At 70.7% G+C, this 20,475-nt stretch carries 18 protein-coding genes; 9 read left to right on the top strand and 9 right to left on the bottom strand.

The genetic code is table 11. The annotated features are described in order from the left end of the window. The 3 genes from VIG76_RS13635 to VIG76_RS13625 form a co-directional block, all read right to left on the bottom strand. Window positions 1-1,181 (bottom strand): DUF222 domain-containing protein (locus VIG76_RS13635; RefSeq protein WP_331955067.1); only part of this gene is annotated, 1,181 nt, incomplete at its 3' end. Between the two features lie 323 nt (window positions 1,182-1,504). Next, complete coding sequence (locus tag VIG76_RS13630) at window positions 1,505-2,110, bottom strand: DUF7715 family protein (protein WP_422653091.1); 606 nt, start codon at window positions 2,108-2,110, stop codon at window positions 1,505-1,507. 113 nt (window positions 2,111-2,223) lie between these two features. Beyond that, window positions 2,224-2,679 carry an aminoacyl-tRNA deacylase gene (locus VIG76_RS13625; RefSeq protein ID WP_331955063.1) on the bottom strand — a complete coding sequence of 152 codons (456 nt, stop codon included), beginning with the start codon at window positions 2,677-2,679 and terminating at the stop codon, window positions 2,224-2,226. 49 nt (window positions 2,680-2,728) lie between these two features. Here VIG76_RS13625 and VIG76_RS13620 point away from each other — a divergent pair, with 49 nt between their 5' ends. The 8 genes from VIG76_RS13620 to VIG76_RS13585 all read left to right on the top strand — a co-directional run bounded on the left by VIG76_RS13620 (window position 2,729) and on the right by VIG76_RS13585 (window position 10,451). Beyond that, window positions 2,729-3,382: a DsbA family oxidoreductase gene (locus tag VIG76_RS13620; protein ID WP_331955061.1), complete on the top strand. Its 654-nt coding sequence runs from the start codon at window positions 2,729-2,731 to the stop codon at window positions 3,380-3,382. After that, entirely contained in the window at window positions 3,379-3,513 is a 135-nt protein-coding gene (locus VIG76_RS13615) for a hypothetical protein (protein WP_331955059.1), read from the top strand. The genes VIG76_RS13620 and VIG76_RS13615 overlap by 4 nt, the downstream gene beginning before the upstream one ends. 57 nt (window positions 3,514-3,570) lie before the next feature. Further along, complete coding sequence (dusB, locus tag VIG76_RS13610) at window positions 3,571-4,746, top strand: tRNA dihydrouridine synthase DusB (RefSeq protein ID WP_331955057.1); 1,176 nt, start codon at window positions 3,571-3,573, stop codon at window positions 4,744-4,746. Beyond that, the gene (locus VIG76_RS13605) at window positions 4,739-5,998 is read left to right on the top strand and encodes a deoxyguanosinetriphosphate triphosphohydrolase (protein ID WP_331955055.1); all 1,260 of its coding nucleotides are present in this window, start codon (window positions 4,739-4,741) and stop codon (window positions 5,996-5,998) included. The genes dusB and VIG76_RS13605 overlap by 8 nt, the downstream gene beginning before the upstream one ends. Continuing rightward, window positions 5,995-6,816, top strand: coding sequence for an oxygenase MpaB family protein (locus tag VIG76_RS13600; RefSeq protein WP_331955053.1), 822 nt, complete (start codon window positions 5,995-5,997; stop codon window positions 6,814-6,816). The genes VIG76_RS13605 and VIG76_RS13600 overlap by 4 nt, the downstream gene beginning before the upstream one ends. Window positions 6,817-6,825: 9 nt before the next feature. Next, a complete protein-coding gene (dnaG, locus tag VIG76_RS13595) occupies window positions 6,826-8,712 on the top strand; it encodes a DNA primase (protein ID WP_331955051.1) in 1,887 nt (628 codons plus the stop codon). A gap of 78 nt (window positions 8,713-8,790) precedes the next feature. Beyond that, entirely contained in the window at window positions 8,791-9,636 is an 846-nt protein-coding gene (locus VIG76_RS13590; protein ID WP_331955049.1) for a dipeptide/oligopeptide/nickel ABC transporter ATP-binding protein, read from the top strand. 398 nt (window positions 9,637-10,034) lie between these two features. Then, window positions 10,035-10,451, top strand: coding sequence for a hypothetical protein (locus tag VIG76_RS13585; RefSeq protein WP_331955047.1), 417 nt, complete (start codon window positions 10,035-10,037; stop codon window positions 10,449-10,451). A gap of 733 nt (window positions 10,452-11,184) precedes the next feature. On the opposite strand, the gene VIG76_RS13580 is transcribed toward VIG76_RS13585, so the two are convergent. Continuing rightward, window positions 11,185-11,943 (bottom strand): hypothetical protein, encoded by a 759-nt coding sequence (locus VIG76_RS13580; protein WP_331955045.1) that lies wholly within the window; start codon window positions 11,941-11,943, stop codon window positions 11,185-11,187. A 401-nt stretch (window positions 11,944-12,344) separates the two neighbouring features. Here VIG76_RS13580 and VIG76_RS13575 point away from each other — a divergent pair, with 401 nt between their 5' ends. Beyond that, complete coding sequence (locus VIG76_RS13575) at window positions 12,345-13,388, top strand: hypothetical protein (RefSeq protein WP_331955043.1); 1,044 nt, start codon at window positions 12,345-12,347, stop codon at window positions 13,386-13,388. A 368-nt stretch (window positions 13,389-13,756) separates the two neighbouring features. Here VIG76_RS13575 and VIG76_RS13570 read toward each other — a convergent pair. From VIG76_RS13570 to VIG76_RS13550, 5 genes are all read right to left on the bottom strand, one after another. Beyond that, window positions 13,757-14,907, bottom strand: a protein-coding gene (locus tag VIG76_RS13570; RefSeq protein WP_331955041.1) for an IS3 family transposase whose coding sequence is annotated in 2 segments (ribosomal slippage) — window positions 13,757-14,634 and window positions 14,634-14,907 — 1,152 coding nt in all. Because the reading frame shifts where the segments join, the coding sequence is not laid out codon by codon here. A 182-nt stretch (window positions 14,908-15,089) separates the two neighbouring features. Next, window positions 15,090-15,863 (bottom strand): alpha/beta fold hydrolase, encoded by a 774-nt coding sequence (locus VIG76_RS13565; RefSeq protein WP_331955039.1) that lies wholly within the window; start codon window positions 15,861-15,863, stop codon window positions 15,090-15,092. Between the two features lie 122 nt (window positions 15,864-15,985). After that, on the bottom strand, window positions 15,986-16,693 hold the full coding sequence (locus VIG76_RS13560; protein WP_331955037.1) for an ABC transporter ATP-binding protein: 708 nt from the start codon (window positions 16,691-16,693) through the stop codon (window positions 15,986-15,988). Window positions 16,694-16,734: 41 nt separating this feature from the next. Then, complete coding sequence (locus tag VIG76_RS13555; protein ID WP_331955035.1) at window positions 16,735-18,177, bottom strand: ABC transporter permease; 1,443 nt, start codon at window positions 18,175-18,177, stop codon at window positions 16,735-16,737. A 483-nt stretch (window positions 18,178-18,660) separates the two neighbouring features. Continuing rightward, window positions 18,661-19,203, bottom strand: coding sequence for a GNAT family N-acetyltransferase (locus tag VIG76_RS13550; protein ID WP_331955033.1), 543 nt, complete (start codon window positions 19,201-19,203; stop codon window positions 18,661-18,663). Window positions 19,204-20,475: the final 1,272 nt, after the last annotated feature.

Below are 20,475 nucleotides of genomic sequence, written 5' to 3'. Positions count from 1 at the left end.
ATATCCGAGCGTCCGTCGCGTTTCCACCAGGCGATGTGATGCGCCTCTGTCCACGCGACCGGGGCCCGGCAGCCGGGGAACGCGCACCCGCCATCCCGCGCGGCGAGCGCTCGCCGTTGGGCCCTGGAGAAGCGGCGCTTCTTCCGGCCCAGGTGGAGGGGTTCGCCGTCCTTCCCGGTCACGACGAGCCGGGTCCGTCCCGCGCACTCGAGCCGTTCGACGGACGGGATCGAGATCCGTCCCAACACCCCGTCGATCCACCCGCAGCCCTCCCTGTTGGCGAGGTCGGCGGCGTCGACGTGGATCACGACCTCGGGTTCGGGTGCCTTGCTGGGCGTGTCGGGGTCGGCCCCGAGCCCCGCCCTCACGATTGCGAACAACGTGTCGTGGTCGTACTGCGCTTTGGTGCGGTCCTCGGTGACTTCGTGCCATTCGGTGTCGTCGTCGCAGTCCTCCGCCGGTTGGCGCTTCCACTGCACCCCGCGCCGGTTCGCGTCGAAGATCGCCCGCAGCAGCGCGGTCTCCTCCGTCGCCGTCAGCAGCACCGTGCGGGTGATCCCGTCGGGGCCTTCGATGCCCACCTTGATCCCGCGGTTCCGGTGCGCGGCGTCCTCCGCCGGCTTCGCCCCATCGGGATCGAGGCGCGCCTGCCAGACCTCGGCCTGCACCCGCAGCAGATCCGGGGACGTCGAGGCCGCGTTCTCGACCAGCGCGGCCTCAGCGATCTCGAGCTCCTCCGCATCCGCCCGTCGGGCGATCGAACCGAGCGCGTCGACGATGACGCGGGCGGCATCCACGCTGATGGTCCCGGCGGCGAGCGCGGCGGCCACGTGCGCCCACCGTCCAGGCAGCTCCTCTCCCTGCATCGACAGGCGTGACCGCACCCGCAAACCCAGTGCGGTCCGCTTCCGCGCTTCGCGACCGCTGATCAGGAGTTCCCGGGCGAGGAGGTCGGTGGCGTCCCGGTCACCCTGCCGTCGGGCGAGGCCGTGCTCGCCGAGCTGCTCGCGGGACCGCCAGGCGACCTCACCGGCGATCGCGACACGCCGCGCATCCACGAGCCGGCCCAAGGCTTCCCACGCTTCGGCGTCCTCGAGCAGCTGCCGGTCACCCATCCCCGCCGGACCGCACGGCAGATCGCCGGCGACGGTGATCGCCTGCCCGAGTCCGTGGTCCTGCATGCGCACATCGTGACACCGGCCACCGACACTCCCTGGCGACCGAGACACGCCACCGACCAGGGATTCGTTCTCCCCGACAGCCCCGCCGAATGGGCCCTGTGGAGTGGAGGATCCCGCTTGAACATGCGGCCATCCGCGACCTCACGAGCCTGCGCCCGTCCATCCCACCGTCGCGCGGTACCTGGGCCCACGGAGCCGGTTCCGGCGCGACGCGAAGCGGCGTGACGGCCGTGCGACGGGGAGGGCGTCGCGCGGTACGCATGCCTACCGCGCGACGCCACGAATACCGCGCGACGCGGGGTACAAGGGACGCCTTCAGGGCTTCATCCCCGAGAGGCCCGCTTCCGAACGGGGCGAGTGGGCGCAGGCCACACGTACTTCGCCGGCAGCCGGGTCTCGGGGTCGAGCCAGTCATGCTCGATGGTCTCCGAGAGTGCGCGCGGCACCTTTCCGAGGACATCGAAGGCGCGGAGCGGGCCGGTCGGCGGCGTCCCGTACCAGCGGTCGTAGCGCCCGTCCTCCACCGGTGCGTCGTTGAACTCCCGCACCCCGCTGCCGAACCGCTCGACGAGGGTCCCCTCCGGAAGCGACTCCGTGACACGCAGCAGCGCCTCGACGTACGGCTCGAGCTGACCGGCGGTGGGGTACGGGTTCCACATGCCCCACATGTCGTGCGTCGCGTCGACGATCCGCTCGGTGTACGTCACACGATCGAGGCCCGCGACCTCGCGGACGCGGGCCACCGAGCGCCCTTCCTCGAACGCTCCGAGACGAAGGAATCCTCGGCGGCATGGACACGCGGCCCCCTCCCTCGCCTCGGAGCAGGGCAGCGGAAGAAGAACCAGGTCCTCGGCGACGGGGCCCTCCTCGTACCTCTCCCACATCCGTTTGTCCTCGTACGGCGTCCTCGCCGCAACCAGCACCTTCATCCGTTCTCCCTTCCGCCGCGCAGGCTAGAAGGACGGGAGCGCGTGCAGCATCGCCGTGCGTTCGCGCGGCGCAGGGACGGCACCATCTGGGCTGGGGAGGAGCGGATCCCGCGTCAGTCGCTGATGTCCGCGATCACCGCGTCGAGGCCGTGCAGGAGCTCGGCCGCGTCGACGAAGGCGGAGAGCGCGGGCTCGCCGGCGCCCATCGCGATCCGTCCCGCGATCCGCTCATCGGCGTAGACCGGCCACGCCGTGGTGCTGCCGAGCGGCGTGATCGTGCCGCGCGCGTATCCGGTCGCCTCGAGGGCGGCGTCGGCGCTCGGCAGCTGCAGCTTGTTCACGCCGACGACGCTGCGCAGCTTCGGCCAGGCGATCTGCCGGTCGCCGGGGATCAGCGCGAACAGGAAGGTGCTGTCGGCTCGCTTCAGCACGAGCGACTTCACGATCTGCGCCGGGGAGATGCCGAGCAGCCCCGCGGCCTCCTCGAGCGAGCCGGCGTCCGGCCGCTCCACGAAGTCGACCTCGATGCCGCGCTCGGCGGCGTCCTCGCGCACGCGCTCCCTGCTCATCCGGCCACGCTACGGGAATGAACTCGCCGCCTCGGCGGTCGGAACCCGTATGACCGACGCGGTGAAGATCGACATCTGGTCCGACGTGGCCTGCCCCTGGTGCTACATCGGCAAGCGGAAGTTCGAGGAGGGCGCCCGCCGGGCCGAGGTGCCGGTGGAGGTCGAGTACCACTCCTTCGAGCTCTCGCCCGACACCCCCGAGACCTACGCAGGCAGCACCGCCGAGTACCTGTCGAAGCACAAGGGGCTGCCGATCGCGGACGCTCATCGGATGCTCGATCAGGTGACCGCGATCGCGGCGTCCGTCGGGCTCCACTACGACTTCGACACCGTCGTGCACACCAAGACGCTGCTCGCTCACGAGCTGCTGCACGCCGCGAAGGCGCAGGGCCGGCAGCTGGAGACGGCGGAGGTCGTGTTCCGCGCCTACTTCGAGCAGGGCCGCCATGTGGGCCGGATCGACGACCTCGTCGAGCTCGGCGTGGAGGCGGGGCTGAACCCGGACGTCACGCGGGCCGCGCTCGAGTCGCACGAGTACGTCGGTGACGTGCAGGCCGACATCGCGCAGGCGGTCGCCTACGGCATCCGCGGCGTCCCGTTCTTCGTGATCGACGGACGGTACGGCGTCTCCGGAGCCCAGGACCCGGAGGTCTTCGCGGATGCGCTGCGCCAGGTCGCCGCGGAGCAGGAGTCGGTGCGATGAGCGAGCCGCGGCCGATCCTCCCGCTCACCCTGCTCGGCGCAGCGGGGCTCGCATGTGAGGGCGACGACTGCCTTCTTCCCGCGGACGAGTCCGCCACCGTCTCCTCCACAGGGGCGCCCGCCGCGCTCTGAGCAGCCTCGTCGCCGCCCAGGGGACGGCGTGTCGTCCAGGTCGGGGAGAATGGACGGATGCCGACCACCGCTCTCGCTCCCGCGCGTCCGCTGGCCATCGGACCGCTGACGCTCGCCGCCCCAGTGGTGCTCGCACCGATGGCCGGCATCACGAACACCGCGTTCCGCCGGCTGTGCCGCGAGTACGGTGCCGGCCTCTACGTCAGCGAGATGATCACGAGCAGAGCGCTGGTCGAGCGCACCCGCGAGTCGATGCGCCTGATCACGCACCACGAGAGCGAGACGCCGCGGTCGGTGCAGCTCTACGGCGTCGACCCGGCGACGGTCGAGCAGGCCGTGCGGATGCTCCGGGACGAGGACCGCGCGGACCACATCGACCTCAACTTCGGCTGCCCCGTGCCCAAGGTCACCCGCAAGGGCGGGGGAGCCGCGCTGCCGTGGAAGCTCGACCTGTTCCGCGAGATCGTCGAGCGCGCCGTGCAGGCGGCAGGCCCGCTGCCGCTCACTGTGAAGATGCGCAAGGGCATCGACGCCGACCACCTCACCTACCTCGAGGCCGGCCGCATCGCCGAGGGCGCCGGGGTGGCGTCGATGGCGCTGCACGCGCGCACGGCGGCGGAGTTCTACTCCGGCACTGCTGACTGGTCCGCGATCACGAGGCTCAAGGAGACCGTGACGAGCGTGCCGGTGCTCGGCAACGGCGACATCTGGTCGGCGGACGACGCCGTGCGGATGATGGCGGAGACCGGCTGCGACGGCGTCGTCGTCGGCCGCGGCTGCCTCGGGCGCCCCTGGCTGTTCGGTGACCTCGCCGCCGCGTTCGGCGCGGGCGACGACCGCCCGCACCGCCCGACGCTCGGCGAGGTGGCCTCCGCGTTCCGCCGGCACGCGGAGCTGCTGGTCGAGTTCTTCGGCGACGACGCGGACGGGGGAGAGCACCGCGGCTGCCGCGACATCCGCAAGCACGTCGCCTGGTACTTCAAGGGCTACGGCGTCGGTGGGGCCACCCGCTCCGCGCTCGCGCAGGTGGAGTCGCTGCAGCAGCTCGACGACCTGCTGGGCACCCTCGACGCGGACCAGCCCTACCCGGGCGATGCGGCGGAGGGCCAGCGCGGTCGTGCCGGCAGCCCGAAGTCCCCGGCCCTGCCCGACCGATGGCTCGACTCGCGCAGCCTCGACGCCGACGGCCGCTCCGCGATCGCGGGCGCCGAGCTGGACACCAGCGGTGGTTGATCCGGAGCACGCCGCCGACCAGTCCTACGGCGAGGCGGACCGGGAGCGGTGGCTGCCGGAGGAGCACTCCTCACGGCGCAGCGACTTCGCGCGCGATCGCGCCCGGCTGCTGCACTCGAGCGCGCTGCGCCGCCTGGCCGCCAAGACGCAGGTGCTCTCGCCGACGATCGGGCTCGACTTCGCCCGCAACCGCCTCACGCACTCGCTCGAGGTCGCGCAGGTGGGCCGGGAGCTGGCGGGAAGCCTCGGCCTCGCGCCCGACGTCGTCGACACCGCCTGCCTCGCGCACGATCTCGGCCATCCGCCGTTCGGGCACAACGGCGAGCGGGCGCTCTCCGAGTGGGCGGAGGACATCGGCGGCTTCGAGGGCAACGCGCAGTCGCTGCGGCTGCTCACCCGCCTCGAGCCGAAGGTGTTCGGTGCGGATGGCGCGCCCTACGGCCTCAACCTCACGCGGGCCAGCCTCGACGCGAGCGTCAAGTACCCCTGGGGCCTCGACCACGCCGTCGGCGACCCCAGCGGGCGCGCCAAGTTCGGCTACTACCCGGAGGACGCCGCTGCGTTCGAGTGGCTGCGTCAGGGTGCACCCGGCGAGCGCCGGTGCATCGAGGCGCAGGTGATGGACCTGTCGGACGACATCGCCTACTCGGTGCACGACTTCGAGGACGCCGTGGTCGCCGGGTCGGTGGACCTCGCCGCCCTCCGCTCGAACGCCGCGCAGCGCGACGTCGTCGCCGCCATGTACGCGTGGGTCGGAGGGGCCTTCGACCAGGACGAGCTCGTCGAGGCGCTGCACCGGCTGCGGGCGATGGAGCCGTGGATCCTCGAGTGGGACGGCTCCCGCCGCGCCCACGGCGCCTTGAAGAACCTGACCAGCCAGCTGATCGGCCGGTTCGCCGGCGCCGCGACCCAGGCGACCCGCCGAGCCCATCCCGCAGAGAACCTGGTGCGGTTCGGTGCGGACGTCGAGGTGCCGCGGGGCATCCAGGCGGAGATCGCCGCCTTGAAGGGCGTCGTCGCGGCGTTCGTCATGGCGCACAACACCCGCCAGCCGATCTACCTCGAGCAGCGGGTGCTGCTCATCGAGCTCGCCGAGGGCCTGCTCGCGCAGCCCGAACGGCTCGACACGGCGTTCCGGGCCGACTGGGCTGACGCCGCCGACGACGCCGAGCGCCGCAGGGTCGTCGTCGATCAGGTGGCGAGCCTCACCGATCAGTCGGCGCTCGTCTGGCACGCCCGACTGTCGGCGTGAGCAGGGTCCGCCGCATCCCCGACGCCCCGGGGCTCCAGCTCGAGGCGGCGCTGCTCGCGGGCGGCCTGCGCGCGCTGCTGCTGCAGCTCGCCCACCCGTCGGTCGGGCACGGCGTCGCCGAGCACAGCGACTTCGCGTCGGATCCGCTCGCGCGGCTGCGCGGGACGCTCACCTACGTCTACGTGATCGCCGCGGGGGACGACCGGACCGCCCAGTCGGTGACGAACCGCATCGACCGCCTGCACGCCCGCGTCGTGAGCGGCCCAGGCGCGGACGTGCCCTACGACGCGGCGGACACGGATCTCCAGTTCTGGGTCACCGCCACGATCGCCGACACGGCGCTGCGCATCGCTGACGCCGTCTGGGGGCCGCTGCCCGCACCGCTCGCCGACGAGCTGCTCGCCCGGCTCGGCCGGATCGGCACGGCGCTCGGGATGCCGCCCGAGCGGTGGCCTGCGACGCGATCGGATTTCGAGGCCGCCTTCGCGGATGCCGCTGGTTCGCTGCACCTTGATCCCGCGACCCGCGCGGTGATCGCCGAGCTCTTCGCGGCCCGCGGTGCGCCACGCTGGGTTCGCGCCCTGATGCCGTTCCTCATCGCGGCGACATTGCCGACCGTCCCCACGCTGCAGGTGGAGCTCGCGCGGCTCGTGCCCGTCCGTCGGCCGGACCTCACCCCGCTCGCGCGGCGCCTCGCGCCGGTCTACCGAGCGCTGCCCACGGCGGTGCGCCGCCTTCCCGCGACCCGGCTCCTCGCCCGGGAACGACGCCGGGGCGCAGCCCGCCGCCCGACCCGTCGCGTCGGCGCCGAAACCTAGACTCTCGGCATGGCCGGCCGCATCCGCTCGAGTGACATCGAGGAGGTCCGGGCCAGGACGAACATCGCCGACATCATCGGCGAGCAGGTCACGCTCAAGCCTGCCGGCGTCGGCGCCCTGAAGGGCCTCTGCCCCTTCCACGACGAGCGCAGCCCCAGCTTCAACGTGCGGCCCGGCGTCGGGCGGTTCCACTGCTTCGGCTGCGGCGAGAGCGGCGACGTCTACGCCTTCCTGATGAAGCTGGACCACGTCACCTTCGTGGAAGCCGCAGAGCGGCTGGCCGCGCGGATCGGGTTCCGGCTCACCTACGAGGACGGCGGACCCGCCCAGGACACGACGAACCGCGTGCGGCTGCTCGACGCGAACCGCGTCGCCGCGGAGTTCTTCGCCGAGCAGCTGCCGACCGCCGCGGCGGAGCCCGGGCAGCGGTTCCTCAACGAGCGCCACTTCGACGCTGAGGCGGCCGCCCGGTTCGGCGTCGGATGGGCGCCGAAGTCCTGGGACTCGCTCACGAAGCACCTCCGCGGTCGTGGCTTCACCGACGCGGAGCTGCAGGGCGCGGGCCTCGTCTCGAGCGGCGACCGCGGCATCTACGACCGGTTCCGCGGCCGGCTCGTCTGGCCGATCCGTGATCTGACGGGCGCCACCGTCGGCTTCGGCGCACGGCGCCTGCTCGAGGACGACCCGGGCCCGAAGTACCTGAACACGCCGGAGACGGCGGTCTACCACAAGTCCCAGGTGCTCTACGGGCTCGACCTCGCCAAGCGCGACATCAGTCGCGGCAGGCGGGTCGTGGTCGTCGAGGGCTACACCGACGTCATGGCGTGCCACCTCGCGGGGGAGCCGACCGCTGTGGCCACCTGCGGCACCGCGTTCGGCGTCGACCACATCAAGATCCTCCGGCGGGTGCTCGGCGACGACTCCGCCGCGCTCGGCGAGGTCATCTTCACGTTCGATCCGGATGCGGCAGGCCAGAAGGCGGCCGTCCGCGCCTTCGCGGAGGAGCAGCGCTTCTCCGCCCAGACGTTCGTCGCCGTCGGCGTCGACGGGCTCGACCCGTGCGACCTCCGCATCCAGCGCGGCGACGAGGCCGTGCGGCAGATGCTCGAGACGAAGAAGCCGATGTTCGAGTACATGCTCCGGCAGGTGCTCGCGGGGCACGATCTCGACACCGTCGAGGGGCGGGCAGCGGCTCTGCGCGGCGCGGCGCCGATCGTGGCGGACATCCGCGACCCCACGGTGCAGCCGGGCTACATAAGGGAGCTCGCCCGGTGGCTGGGCATGGACCTCGCCGAGGTGTCCCGCGCCGTCCGTACCGCGGGGCGCCGGCCCGCATCCGAGCGGGGTTCAGGCGCGCAGCAGCGGCAGGCCGCGCCCGCCGCCCCGCGCGAGCCGGAGGCGCCGGCCCCGCGGCCGGTCACCCTGCGCGATCTGCCGACGGATCCGGCCACCCGCCTCGAGCGCGAGGCGCTGATGATGATCGTGCAGGTGCCGCACCTCGTCGGCGGGGACCTCATCCATCGGGCCGTCGACGCCGGGTTCTCGAACCGCGAGCTCGCCGCCGTGCGCGACTCGATCAAGGCGCAGCGTGACGCCCTCGGGGGAGCGGGCTGGCTCGACCGCCTCATGGGCGGGGTACCGGCACCGATCGTGCCGCTCGTGGAGGAGCTCGCGTTCCTGCGGCTGCCGGTGCGGGCCGAGCAGGAGGAGCAGCTCACCCGCACGGCCCAGTCGACGGTCGCCGCCCTGGTCGACCGGCACCTCCTCCGGCAGAAGGCGGACCTGGTGCGGCAGCTGCAGCGGACCGAGGGCGCAGAGGATTCGGAGCGCGCGCGCGACCTGCGGAAGCGCCTGGTCGTGGTCGAGGCCGACCGTCGTATGCTCCGCGGCGCATAGGACCCGGGAACTCCTGGGCGTGCTCCGCGTGCCGTGAAGGCCGCCTCGCTACACTCGCACGCTTCAGGGGGTGAGAGCGTGGCCGGAACGCGGGACGACCTGGTCGTCGCGAGCGACCTGTCGATCGACTATCCGCCGAGCTCGCGCCGGGGGCGGTTCACTGCGGTCCGGGGGGTCAGCTTCCGCGTCGCGCGGGGCGAGCTGTTCGGCATCGTCGGCGAGAACGGTGCCGGCAAGTCGACCGTTGCGCGGATGATCGCGGGTCGCGGGGGCACCCACGCGGCGACCACGATCTCGGGCGGCGCCCTCTCCGTGCTGGGCACCGACGTGCGCCGACTCACCGAACGCGGACGGCGGCGGCTGTCGGCCGAGGTCGGCTACCTCCCGCAGCAGGCGTTCCGCCTGCTCGACCGCGGCCGCACCGTCGCCGAGAACGTCGCGGGGCCGCTGTTCGAGCGTGACCCCCACTTCGACCGGCGGGACGCGGGGCGTCGGGCCGCGGAGATCATCGACGCGGTGCAGCTGCCGTGGTCGACGATGGCGCAGTACCCGCACGAGCTGAGCGAGGGGCAGCGGCAGCGGGTGGCGATCGCGCGGTCGCTCATCCTCGAACCGAGTCTGTGGGTGGCGGACGAGCCGACCGGTGGCGCGGACGTGCCGGTGAAGGCGCCCGTGCTCGACACCCTGCTCGAGCTGCAGAGCGAGCGCGACTTCACGGCGCTCATCGTGAGCCACGACGCCGCCGTGATGTCGCGGCTGACGGATCGCGTCGCGGTGATGCACGGCGGCATGATCGTGGGCCTCGGCTCGCTCGACGACGTGCTGGCCCGTCCGACCCATCCGTACGTGCAGGGGCTGCGGGACGACTACCTCCTGCGCACCTCACCCATCACGCTGCCCACCCGGGCCGACGCGGCCTCATAGCCGGTTCCGAGCGAGACCGATCGAATCCGCGGCCTGATCAGAGGCCGCTCTCGGGTTCGCCGGCTTGTCTTGGAGTCGTCCAGGTGCTGTGGACATGGGGTGCAGGGCGGGGCCCTTGGACGGATCGCACACGTCGAGGGGCCCCGGAACCCGCGCCTGGGGGACCGCCACCGCGGCACCGCGGATGAGACGATCGACCTCCGGGACCGCGGAGGAGCGACGATGTACGGCACCGCGTGGCTGGTCGTGCAGATCCTGATCCTGTCCGGCGCGCTCGTGGCCACCGTCCTGGCGCTCGTGCGCGCCTTCCGGAAGGGTCGCTGAGCGGCGGTACCGACATCCGGTCCGCGGCGCCTCATCCCCACGGGGTCGCGCCCCGACGTGGTACCGCGCACCTGGTGCTGCAGAACTACGTCATCGGCCTCAGGCCCTTCTGGAACCTCTCAGCACCCGGGATCTCGCTCGGCATCCTCCTCGTCGGCTTCTTCATCTGGCGTCTGTCGAAGAGATCGGGGAGATCACGCATCGGGCTCGTCGCCCTTTGCGATCGGCGTCGCCGCCGTCCTCGTGAGCTGCGTCGTCGTCGACGGCGCGCGCAACATCAGCGACATGAATCGGCTCGGTTCCGCCGTGCACAGCCGTTGCGGCGCGGACATCGATCAGGCCAGGGCGTCGCGCTGTTCCAGCGCGTCAGCGACGCCCAGCCTGTCGAGCTGACCGTCGGCGGGAAGACGGTCGAGGCCCTGCTCCACCGATCGCCGGACGGCGCCTTCACGCTGCTCGTCGACGGCCAGGAGCTGCGGACCGTCGGCTAGGCAGGGGCGGTGCAGACCCCCGTTGCAGAGCCGCCGCCGATGACTCCGCCCCAGGCGACGTCGACCGGAGTCCCGGATGCGCCGACCGGGCTGGCGCGGAGCAGGACCGGCGAGCCGGCACCGCCGCCGGCCGTGCCGATCGCATCGACCTGCTCAGCGGTGCTCGGCGTCGTCGCTGTGTCGAAGGCGAACTCGCTCCGCGTCGCTCCCTCGCCCAGAGCGGATGGCACCGTTCTCGCGGAGGCTGTAGGCGATCGTGCCGGCCTCGTCGCCGACGGCGAAGGGGAAAAGGGGGAAAGGGGGATATGTGGTGGACGTGGGTGTCTGTTGTGGGTGATCTGATGTGGATCGAGCAGGGGGCAGCGGCTCCAGACGAGTGCAGTGTGACCGTGAGGGAGCGGGGGCTGCGGTGAGTATGGTGCGGAAGCGGATGCGGGCGTTGTGCGTGTGCGGGACCGGGATGAGCAGGTGCTCGGCTGGTTCCCGATCCTGCGGGTTTCGAACGTGCAGGGAACGAAGTGGGTCCGAGGCCGACCGATCGACCGAGGTCTGAGCCGTCAGCGGAGTACTCCTCCTCGCTGATGCGACAGCCGCGGGGCTCTGAACGAGTTGGTACGTGCCGCCGACGCCGACGCGATGGCGCGCACGGCGGCTGGTTCGGCTACTGGGGCTGCTGGCGATGTCGAGGAGGTCGGCTCCGCGGTGGTGCGTGTCGACCTCCTCGACCGGGTTGTCAGCCGTGGAGTGCTTGACGGATGGTGTGGATGTCCTTCTGGGCGGCCTTCTCCGCGGTGCGGAGTGCTTTGGCCTTGCTCCGGACGTCGGTGATCGCGGAGTGGGACTGGTTGAACTGCGCGGGCGTGACGGCCAGCGCGGCGGCGTCGAGGCCCTGCGCCTTGGACTGCACAGCAGTGATCTGCTGCTGCAGATCCGCCAGCGCGGCCTTGGCGGTCGCGGTGTCCTTGGCCTGCTGCTTCTCCAGCTGGGTGGAGCGCTTCTGCTCCGCGGCCTGGAGGCGCGGCAGGGCTGTCGTGGTCGTGCGGTCCGCTTCTCGGACGATGCGCTCCTGCGGGAGGGCGACCGCGAGCACGCGGTACTGGCGGAAGATCGTCGTGTAGTCGGTGCGCGCTTGCGATGCGGTGCTGTCCGCGGCGATCTTGGCCTGCAGCTGCTGCATCCCGGCGAGGTCGCCCTGCAGTGTCGACAGGAGCGTGCTGCGGTCGCTGGAGGTGAGGGTCTTGTCGGCGTTCACCTGGGTGATCGCGGCGTTCAGCTTCCCGATCCGCGTCCCGGTCGCCGAGGTGGCGGCGGCCTGGATCTGCTGCAGGGTCGCGTCCTTCCCGAGGTGACTCCGGTGGGACGACGTCGTCGTCGGCTCGGCGGATGTGGTGGGGGAGGGGGTCGCCGCGAACGCGCCGGCAGCGGAAGCGGTGATGGCGCCGGCGGTGACGAGTGCGACAGCCAGCGGGGCGATGACGGGTTTGACGTTCATGCCCACGAGTGTCATCCGGCCGGCTGCGGTCACCGTCAGCCGCATGTTCGGGTTCTGTCAAGGCGCACGGTCGCCGATTTCCGCGGCCGCAGATCCTCGGCGTTACCGCGGCGGTGGGCTTCGACCGACGATGGGGGGCACGGCCTGGCGGTGAACGAGGCCATCGTCCGTGTTCACCAGCTCGAGCGGGCGTCGTCGCCGCCTTGAGGTGACCGCCGGATCGCGCGGCTCGGCAGCCCTGACGGCTGCATCCGGGACGAGGCGGCTTCCAGGCTGTGGTCAGGCGCCGTTCCGGTTGCGTTCACCGGTGCGTCACCTCGCCGCTGCCTGCGTCACCCCGCCGCGTTCGCCCGGGTTCCTAGCGTCGAGATGATCAGTTCATCGAGATGAAGGACGAGAAGATGCGATCCAGATCCACCCGTGCCCGCTATCGCGCGATCATCGCCGGGACCGCCCTGGCAGCCGCTGCTGTCGGCACCGCGTCGACGCCCGCCACCGCCGCGCCGCGGCATCCCGAGTCCGGATTCACCGTCCGAGCGTTCCCGGCTGTCGGTTCGGAGTCGAAGCCCGACGACCTCACCCGGCTTGGCAACGCGATCTACGTCGCCTTCCAGAACGGTGTCGGGCCCAAGGGCGAGGCGTCTCCGACCGGCGTGACGGAGAGCCGCATCCAGCAGTACTCGCTCTCCGGTGAGCCCGGCGCCTCCTGGGCGGTCACCGGCAAGGTGGACGGGCTGACGGCGGACCCCGCGCACCGGCGTCTCCTCGTCACCACCAACGAGGACGGCAACTCCAGCTTCCACACCCTGCAGCCCGGCTCGCGGCACCCGTTGCGGACCTACACGTACTCCGGGCTCGCCAGCGGCGGCGGTACGGACGCGATCAGCCTCTACCGGGGTCAGGTGATCGTCAGCGCGTCCAATCCCGCCGCCGCCAGCGCACCCGCTTCGTACCGGGTGCGCCTCGCCGGAAGCACCGCGAAGCTCACTCCGCTGTTCGCCGACAACGCCCACGCCGTCCTCGCCGACGGGCCGCACGCGGGCAAGACCGTCGCGCTCGCCCTCACGGACCCGGACTCGAACGAGGTCGTCCCCAGCGCCAGCCCGCGGTTCAAGCAGGACTTCGTCCTCGACGGGCAGGCCGACCAGCAGCTCGTGTTCGCTCGGCACCTCGGTGCACGGAACCAGCGCCTCGAGGTGCTCCAGCTCAGCCAGCCGGTGAACGACACCGCCTTCGTCACCTGCGCCGGGCACACCATCTGGATCACGGACCCGACCTCGAACAAGGTCTACGCCGTCAGCGGATTCCGGCCGCACGACGTGATCACCGCGGCCGTCCCCGCTGCGGGGTCCTTCCTCGGCCGGCTGAACCTGGCCACAGGTGCCGTGGCGCCGATCGGCCAGTTGAGCACGATCCACCCCGCCGGATTGCTCGTCACCCGATGACACCTCGCCGGGGCCGCTGAGGGACGACCATCAGCGGCCCCGGATCCGTCCGAGGGCCGGGGCAGTCGGCCGAGGACCACATGCCCTCCGTACCCCGATAGTCAGCTGCGGATGGCGTGGAAGGCGATCGAGAGCGGTCGAGCCGGACGGGCTGCGTGGACATTGGCTCGAGTTCGACGCGCCGTTGCGGCGCGGGAGTGGGTGCGCTGGGTCAACGGACCAAGAACGCCACCACTCGAGCGAGGCGGGTTCAGGTGTCGATCGCCAAGCCTCGGAAGGGCATGCGACGCCCGAGCTGCTTCGACCTCACTGCCTGCACCGACCCGGACCTGGAACGGGACTGCTGCAGGTTTCGTTGACTCTTCGGTTCAGGCCGCTTGTGCGACCTGAGACTTGAGTATCGCCTCGTATTCGATCGGTGTCAGTCCGCCGAGTGCGTCTTGCCGTCGGCGGCGGTGGTAGGTCCGTTCGATCCAGGTGACGATCGCGAGGCGCAGCTCGTCTCGGGTGGCCCAGCGGCGCCGGTTGAGGACGTTCTTCTGCAGCAGCGCGAAGAAGCTCTCCATCGCGGCGTTGTCACCGCAGGCACCGACGCGGCCCATCGATCCGCGGAGGCCGTTGACGCGCAGCGTGTGGACGAACTTCCGTGAACGAAATTGGCTGCCCCTGTCGGAGTGGACGATCGTCCCAGCAGGTTCGCGGCGCTGGATCGCCATGCGGAGCGCGGCGACGGCCAGGCTGGATTTCATCCGGTCGCTGATCGAGTAACCGACGATGCGGTTCGAGCAGACGTCCTTGATCGCGCAGAGATAGAGCTTCCCCTCGCCGGTCCAGTGCTCGGTGATGTCGGTCAACCAGACCTTGTCGACATCCGGGGCGGTGAAGACCCGCTGGATCAGGTCGTCGTGGACCGGGGGGCCGGATTTCCGGTTCAGGCCCCGCTTCTTGGCGAACACCGACCAGAGCCCCTGCTGGGAGCACAGCCGCCAGATCCGCCGGTCGGAGGCTGGCAAGCCCGCGTCGCGGACCTCGTCGGCGATCAGCCGATACCCGAACTCCGGGTCGTCCCGGTGAGCGTCGATCGCGGCATTCGTCAGATGCGCGTCGTCCCAGTCCCGCTGCGACACCGGCGCGGCACGCCACTTGAAGAACGCCTGTTTGGAGAAGCCCAACACCCGGCAGGTCACCGCGACCGGGACCCGGTCGGCGGCCAACTCGAGGACCAGCGGGAACATCATTTTGGGAGCGATCCCTGGGCCAGATAGGCCGCCGCGCGGCGCAGGATCTCGTTCTCCTGCTCCAGCAGCCGGTTCCGGCGCCGCAGCTGCTTCAGCTCCGCGGCCTCGCCGACCGTCACGCCTGGTCGCGCACCGGCATCGACGTCGGCGGCATGCAGCCAGTTCCGCAGACAGGACTCGGAGATCCCGAAGTCCTTCGCGACCTGCGCGACCGGCGCATCCCCCCGCCGGGCGACCGCCACGACATCGTCTCGGAACTCCTTCGGATGGGGTTTCGGCACCCTGCACATCCTTCCAGCGGGAGCACGCGCCCCCACAGGTCAGGAGTCAACCGAAGCTGCAGCAGTCCCAACGGCGTCCTCTCGCTCCCCTGATCGCCGCGCAGGAAGAGCGTGCTCCCGGCCGGTGTCGTCGCTCGCCCCGCCGGACGGCACGCTCGTGAGGATCGCGTCCCGGAGAGGTTTCAGTGCCGTGTCGCCGGGGTTGTTGGCGTGTCGGCGGTTGCTGGGGTGGGCGTGAGGAAGTCCCTGATGGTGCGGGCGACTCTGCGGTCGGTTGCGAGGCCGAGGTGGCTCCGGTCCGGGAGTTCGACGAACGTTCCGTCTGCGACGCCGGCGGCGGTCCGTGTGAACAGGTCGGTCGGGTAATAGCCGTCCTGTCCGCCGCCGATGACGAGGGTTGGGCTGGCCACCCGGGACAGGTCCGCCTGGACGTCGAAGTGGTCCTCGGCTTCAAGGATCGCGATGAGGTCCTCGGACCTTTGGCCGAGTGCGAGGCGACCGAGTGCGAGGCCGGTTGCGTGCCGCAGCGTCCGGTGACCTGGGCGTGTGGTCGTGGTGGCGAGCATGGTCGCAGCCGCGCGGCGTGGTCTGCGGAGTCGGAGGTTCTCGGCGATCGCTTGCTGCGCGGTTCGGCCGTCATCGCCGAGGCGGAACGCGGCCGACACCAGCACAAGCCTGTTCATGGCGTTGGGATGGTCGATGGCGAGTTGCAGGGCGATGCTGCCTCCGGTGGAGACGCCGATGAGGTCGACCGGGGAGGAGAAGTGGGTTGTGATCGTGGCCGCGTAACGGGCCGCGAGCTCCCCGATCGTCGTTCCTCGTGCGAGCCCGGTTGGTCTGGCGAGGATGAAGACCGTGAAGGATCGCGCGAGGAGGCCGACCTCGAGCCGTTGCAGCGCCCGGTGACGCGGACCGGATCCGGCGTGCTGGGGACCGAGCCCCGGAAGCAGGACCACCGGCCGCCCGGACCCCGGGCGGACGTGCGGGAGTACGGGCGATAGGGGCGATGGCTTGTGACGGTGGACCTGGGGCGGTGGTGACGGGGCCGGATCGCAGGATCCGCCATTCAACGCGGGGTTCATTCCTCGGTCTGGGTCGTGGTTGTGGTGGTCGCGGTGGGTTCGCTGCGGGTGGGGGTGGGCTCGGTGAGGCGGCCTGCCCGCAGGTTGAGGCGGCGTTGGGCGCGGGCGGCGACCCAGGAGTCGTGGGTGACGACGATGAGGGTGAGGGCTCGGTCGCGCCAGACGGTTTCGAGCAGTTCGATGATGTCGTCTCTGGTGTCCTCGTCGAGCGCGCCGGTGGGTTCGTCGGCCAGGAGCACGGTGGGCTCCTTGACCAACGCCCGCGCGATCGCGACCCGCTGCTGCTGTCCGCCGGAGAGCTCGGAGGGGAGGTGGGTCGCCCGGTCGCCGAGCCCCACGGATTCCAGTGCTGCCATCGCGCGGTCGCGGCGGGATGCGGCGGGAACGCGCAGGGGCGCGAGGGCCGTTTCGACGTTTTCGAGCGCGGTCAGGGTGGGGATGAGGTTGAAGCTCTGGAAGACGAACCCGATCTGGCTGGCACGGACCTCACCGAGGCGCGCGTCTCCGAGCCGGCCGAGGTCCTCGTCGCCGAGGAGCACGGACCCGCTGGTGGGCGTGTCGAGCGCGCCGAGCAGTTGCAGCAGGGTCGACTTCCCGCCACCGGTCTGTCCTTGGACGGCCACGAACTCGCGGCCACTGATCTGCAGGGTGACCTCGGTCAGGGCCTGCACGGTGCGGGATCCCTGGCGGTAGGTCTTCGTCACGTTCGTGAGCGTGTACAAGGCGGCGTTTCCTCCTCGATCGGTCAGGCGATGGCGCGAAGCGCTGCTGCGGGGCGGAGCCTGGCGGCGCGCCAACCGCCGAACGCGCCGGCGATCAGCCCCCCGAGCACGGCCAGCGCGACGGCGAGGGCGATCACGGTGCCGCTGAGCGGTAAGGAGAGCGCTATCTGTGCCGCCGCGTGCCCGGCGCCGGAGGCGCTACGGCCCAGTCCTCCGCCACCACCTGCGCCTCTGATCCTCCCGGCAGCGCGGGCGACAGCGACGGTCCGCGCAGTGAGCGTGGGGTGGATGAGGTTCACGGCGCTGATCGCCGCGATGCCGAGCAGGATGCCGAGGGCGCCACCGATCAGACCCTGCACCAGGGACTCCCCGGCGATCTGGCCGACGATGCGCCGGTTACTCCAGCCGACTGCCTTCAACGTGCCCAGCTCCCGTGTCCGGCGGGTCACTCCCGCCACCGTGAAGAGCACGGCGATCAGGAACGCCGCGGCGAGAACGAGCACCGACAGCCACAGCCCCAGCGAGTCGGCCAGCGAGGCCGCGGTTCCCAGCGATCCGGTGACGGTCGAGGCCAGGTCCGCTTCCGTGTTCACGGTCACCGAGGGCCCGAGGGCGGTCTGCAACGCCGTCTTGACTGCGGGGATCTGGGCAGCCGAGGTGGCCTGGACGTAGATGTCGGAGACCTTCCCGCTCTGCCCGGCGAGGGTCTGGGCGGTATCGAGTGGGATGTAGGCGTCGGCGGCGGATGATCCGGTCGCCGCAGTGGAGGTCACGATTCCGACGATCGTGAACGACTTGCCGCCGATCGAGATGCTCCCGCCCACCGCCTTGCCCGTGCTCGTCGCATAACTGCTGTCGAGCACCGCTACGTCCATGCCGCCGTCGGAGGCGTCCAGAGCGCGGCCCTTCGTCAACGCCGCGGCAGTGAGTGGACCGATGGCCGGACCACCCGCGTCGTAGCCCAGCACCGAGAACGAATCGACGCCGAAGGCACTCCCACCCCCACCGGCACCGCTTCCACCGGCGGAGCCTTGCCCTTGCTGTGCGGGAACCTGGCCCGTGAACGCCACGTTGCGCAGGTCCAGCGCGCCCGTCGCAGCCTTGACCCCGGCCGTGTGCTGCACGGCAGCCACGCTGCTGACCGCGAACGGCGCCGCGCCCCGAACCGGACGCAGCGCACTGCCGTTCAAGGCTCGGGTGCGGCTCCGCCTCCCGCCCCCGCCTGCGCCGAACCGGAACTGCTGACCCCCGCCGTTGGGCGCCGCGGCGGTCACGGCCTTCGTCACCGTGATGTCGGTTCCGACCCCGTACACCGACTGCAACGCGGTTGCCTGCGCCACCCGGACCCCAGCGGCCGCGGCATTGACGACGATCACCAGCGCGATCCCGATCCCGATCCCAATCGCGATGATCGCGGTCTGCCGTCGACGATTGCCCAATTCACGACCGAGATATGTCCAGAACACGTCGCGGACCGTAGAAAGAAACCTTGGAGCGGGCCAAGCAAGACGCTATGAACGACCTATGCCGGGCATGTAGGACGGTCTGCGAGGGCGACGCCAAACCTTGCTCGAACATTCGCCCGCGATGAGCCGCCCTCGACCCCGATAGCGGTGACCACGACCCTTCGGACCTGCTCGGCCGCCGACGGCTTCATCTCGCCAGATGACCGCGCCCCTCCGGAGCGCATCGGTGCTCCACGGCCGGCGACGGCACTCCGCGATACGGAAGGTGATGAGCCGTGCTGTGCGCCGAAAGCAAGCAGAGCGCACTCGCACCGGGCGGGCGCGAATACGGAGGCCAGCGCCTGGACGCCGAACTCGCGCTGCAGTCATGGTCGCAAGGTCACGGCGCCGGGGATAGGAACGCCTGACCGCGGTTTCGAAAACGATCAGCTGGTCGTGGTCATGCGGGAGCCGACCGAGCCGAGCCCATCGGTGGGGCGTAGGTCAGTGCGGAGGCTTGGCTGGCCACGGGCGATCGGTGAACGCGAGGCGGAAGAGGCCGTCTGTGGGGTCGATCTGGGAGCCACGGTTCAGGAGGCCCACCTTCTCGGCCACCCGTATTGAGGGCGCGTTGGTGGGCACGATCCACGCGATGATCGGTAGCCGCGGATCCTGTTCACTGGCGGCGGAGACTGCGGCGCCCGCGAGCTCGGTGGCGTAGCCGTTGCCCTGTTGAGAGCCCGCGATGCGCCAGCTGACGTTCCAAAACCCGGCCTGACGCCGTTGAGCTCCGCCAGTGCCGATCAAAGCTCCGCCGACTCTCTCGCGCGCGACCCAGTAGCTCAGCTCGCCTCTGCTCCAGCGTCTCTCGCTCCGTTCGAGCCACTCGATCGTCTGACTGATGGTGACGTGTCGAGATTCTGGCTCGAACCACCATCCTTGCGGGTCGGACATGAGCGGGAAGAGCGCGTCGGCGTCCGTCACCGCCGTGGCTGTTAGCGAGAGCCGAGCGGTTACAGCGGATCGACGAGGACCGGGTGACGCCACCCTTGCACTGTAGGCAACCCGCGCCCGACCGCAGAATGGATCGTCTGGTGGAGAAGGAACGGTCGGATTGGCAAGCTCCCGACGTGTCTTCGCCGAAGCTGGAGCACCCGGAACGCTGGGCAGTGGCGGAAGGTCTCGCCGTCCGCGGAGCTGGAAGATCGGGCGTGGACGGGCGTCGGAGGCGGTTACTGCTGTTCGGGACGCTCATCGTCGCCGCGGTCGTCGTCGGAGCGGCCGTCGGAGTGATGCCGGGTCTCACGCACTCTGCGTCCTCGTCGGCCGATGCCGTCGAGGACACGAACTGCGCCCCCGCAGTCCTACCGATAATTCTGCAGCTGGTGGGTTTCGCCGTGATTCTTCGCTCGACCGGTTTGTGGCTCTGGCTTGGTCTCAAGAGTCCGATCCGAGCCGCTCGCGCTCCCGCAGACTGGGCGACCGGCGGCGCACAGATCGCTGGCCGCCTGCCCGTCGATGCCTCCCGCGTTCCAGTCCTGCGTGCGCTTGCAGCAGAGCGCGCGCACGGAGTGGCGGACAGTCCTGTCGGCGGGAGGGCTGGCCCTCGTCGGACTCGGCACTCTAATAAGCGGCTCCTCCGTCCCGCTCACTTGGGCTGCTGGGGCTGAGCCCCCTCTCTTCGGGACCCTTGGAGCGGTGTCTCTGAGGAGGTATGCAGCCTGCCGCCGATTCCTCAACCACAGCACGCTCAGCAAGCCGTAGTTCCGTTGCCAAGTGCACGGCCGCCACGAGGCGCCGATTCGCAAGACGGATCGGCTGAGTGGGAAGGGCACAGCCGGGGCCTCGAGGGTTTCCCAGGAGCGAGACAGTTCTCCTGTCGAGTCAGCGCAGGGCGAAGCACCGCGCCGTCAGGAGATTCTCAGAACTCGTCGCAGAACCTCCGCGAGCATCGGATGTTCTGCGACACGCGTTTTGAGAGACACGGGTCGGCCTTAGCCCGCGTCGTAGGACCCGTCGCCAGGCATACGCATCGGACGACCGGGGTAGTGAGGAGAGTGAAGAGGATGCATAGGTGGGGGAGGAACAGGTGGTGTCGAGGTTCTGGACAGGATCTGACGGCAGAACGGCGACACAGCAGATGTGAGCGGAATCGAGACAGACGCTGGTGACTGAATGCCTTCGAGCCGATGACGTTGTGAACGTGCGGCGGTCCTTCTGAGGCATAGACGCATTTGGAAGTGATAAGGATCACGATGTCGGTGCTTGACGTGGCAAGCCCGAATCGGAGGAGATCAGATGGCCCAGGGACCCGCGGGG

Origin of the sequence: Amnibacterium sp., assembly GCF_036559085.1 — a bacterium.
Classification (GTDB): domain Bacteria; phylum Actinomycetota; class Actinomycetes; order Actinomycetales; family Microbacteriaceae; genus Amnibacterium.
Note: the sequence above shows the minus strand (reverse complement) of the source record. Positions and strands in the feature narration are given on the sequence as shown.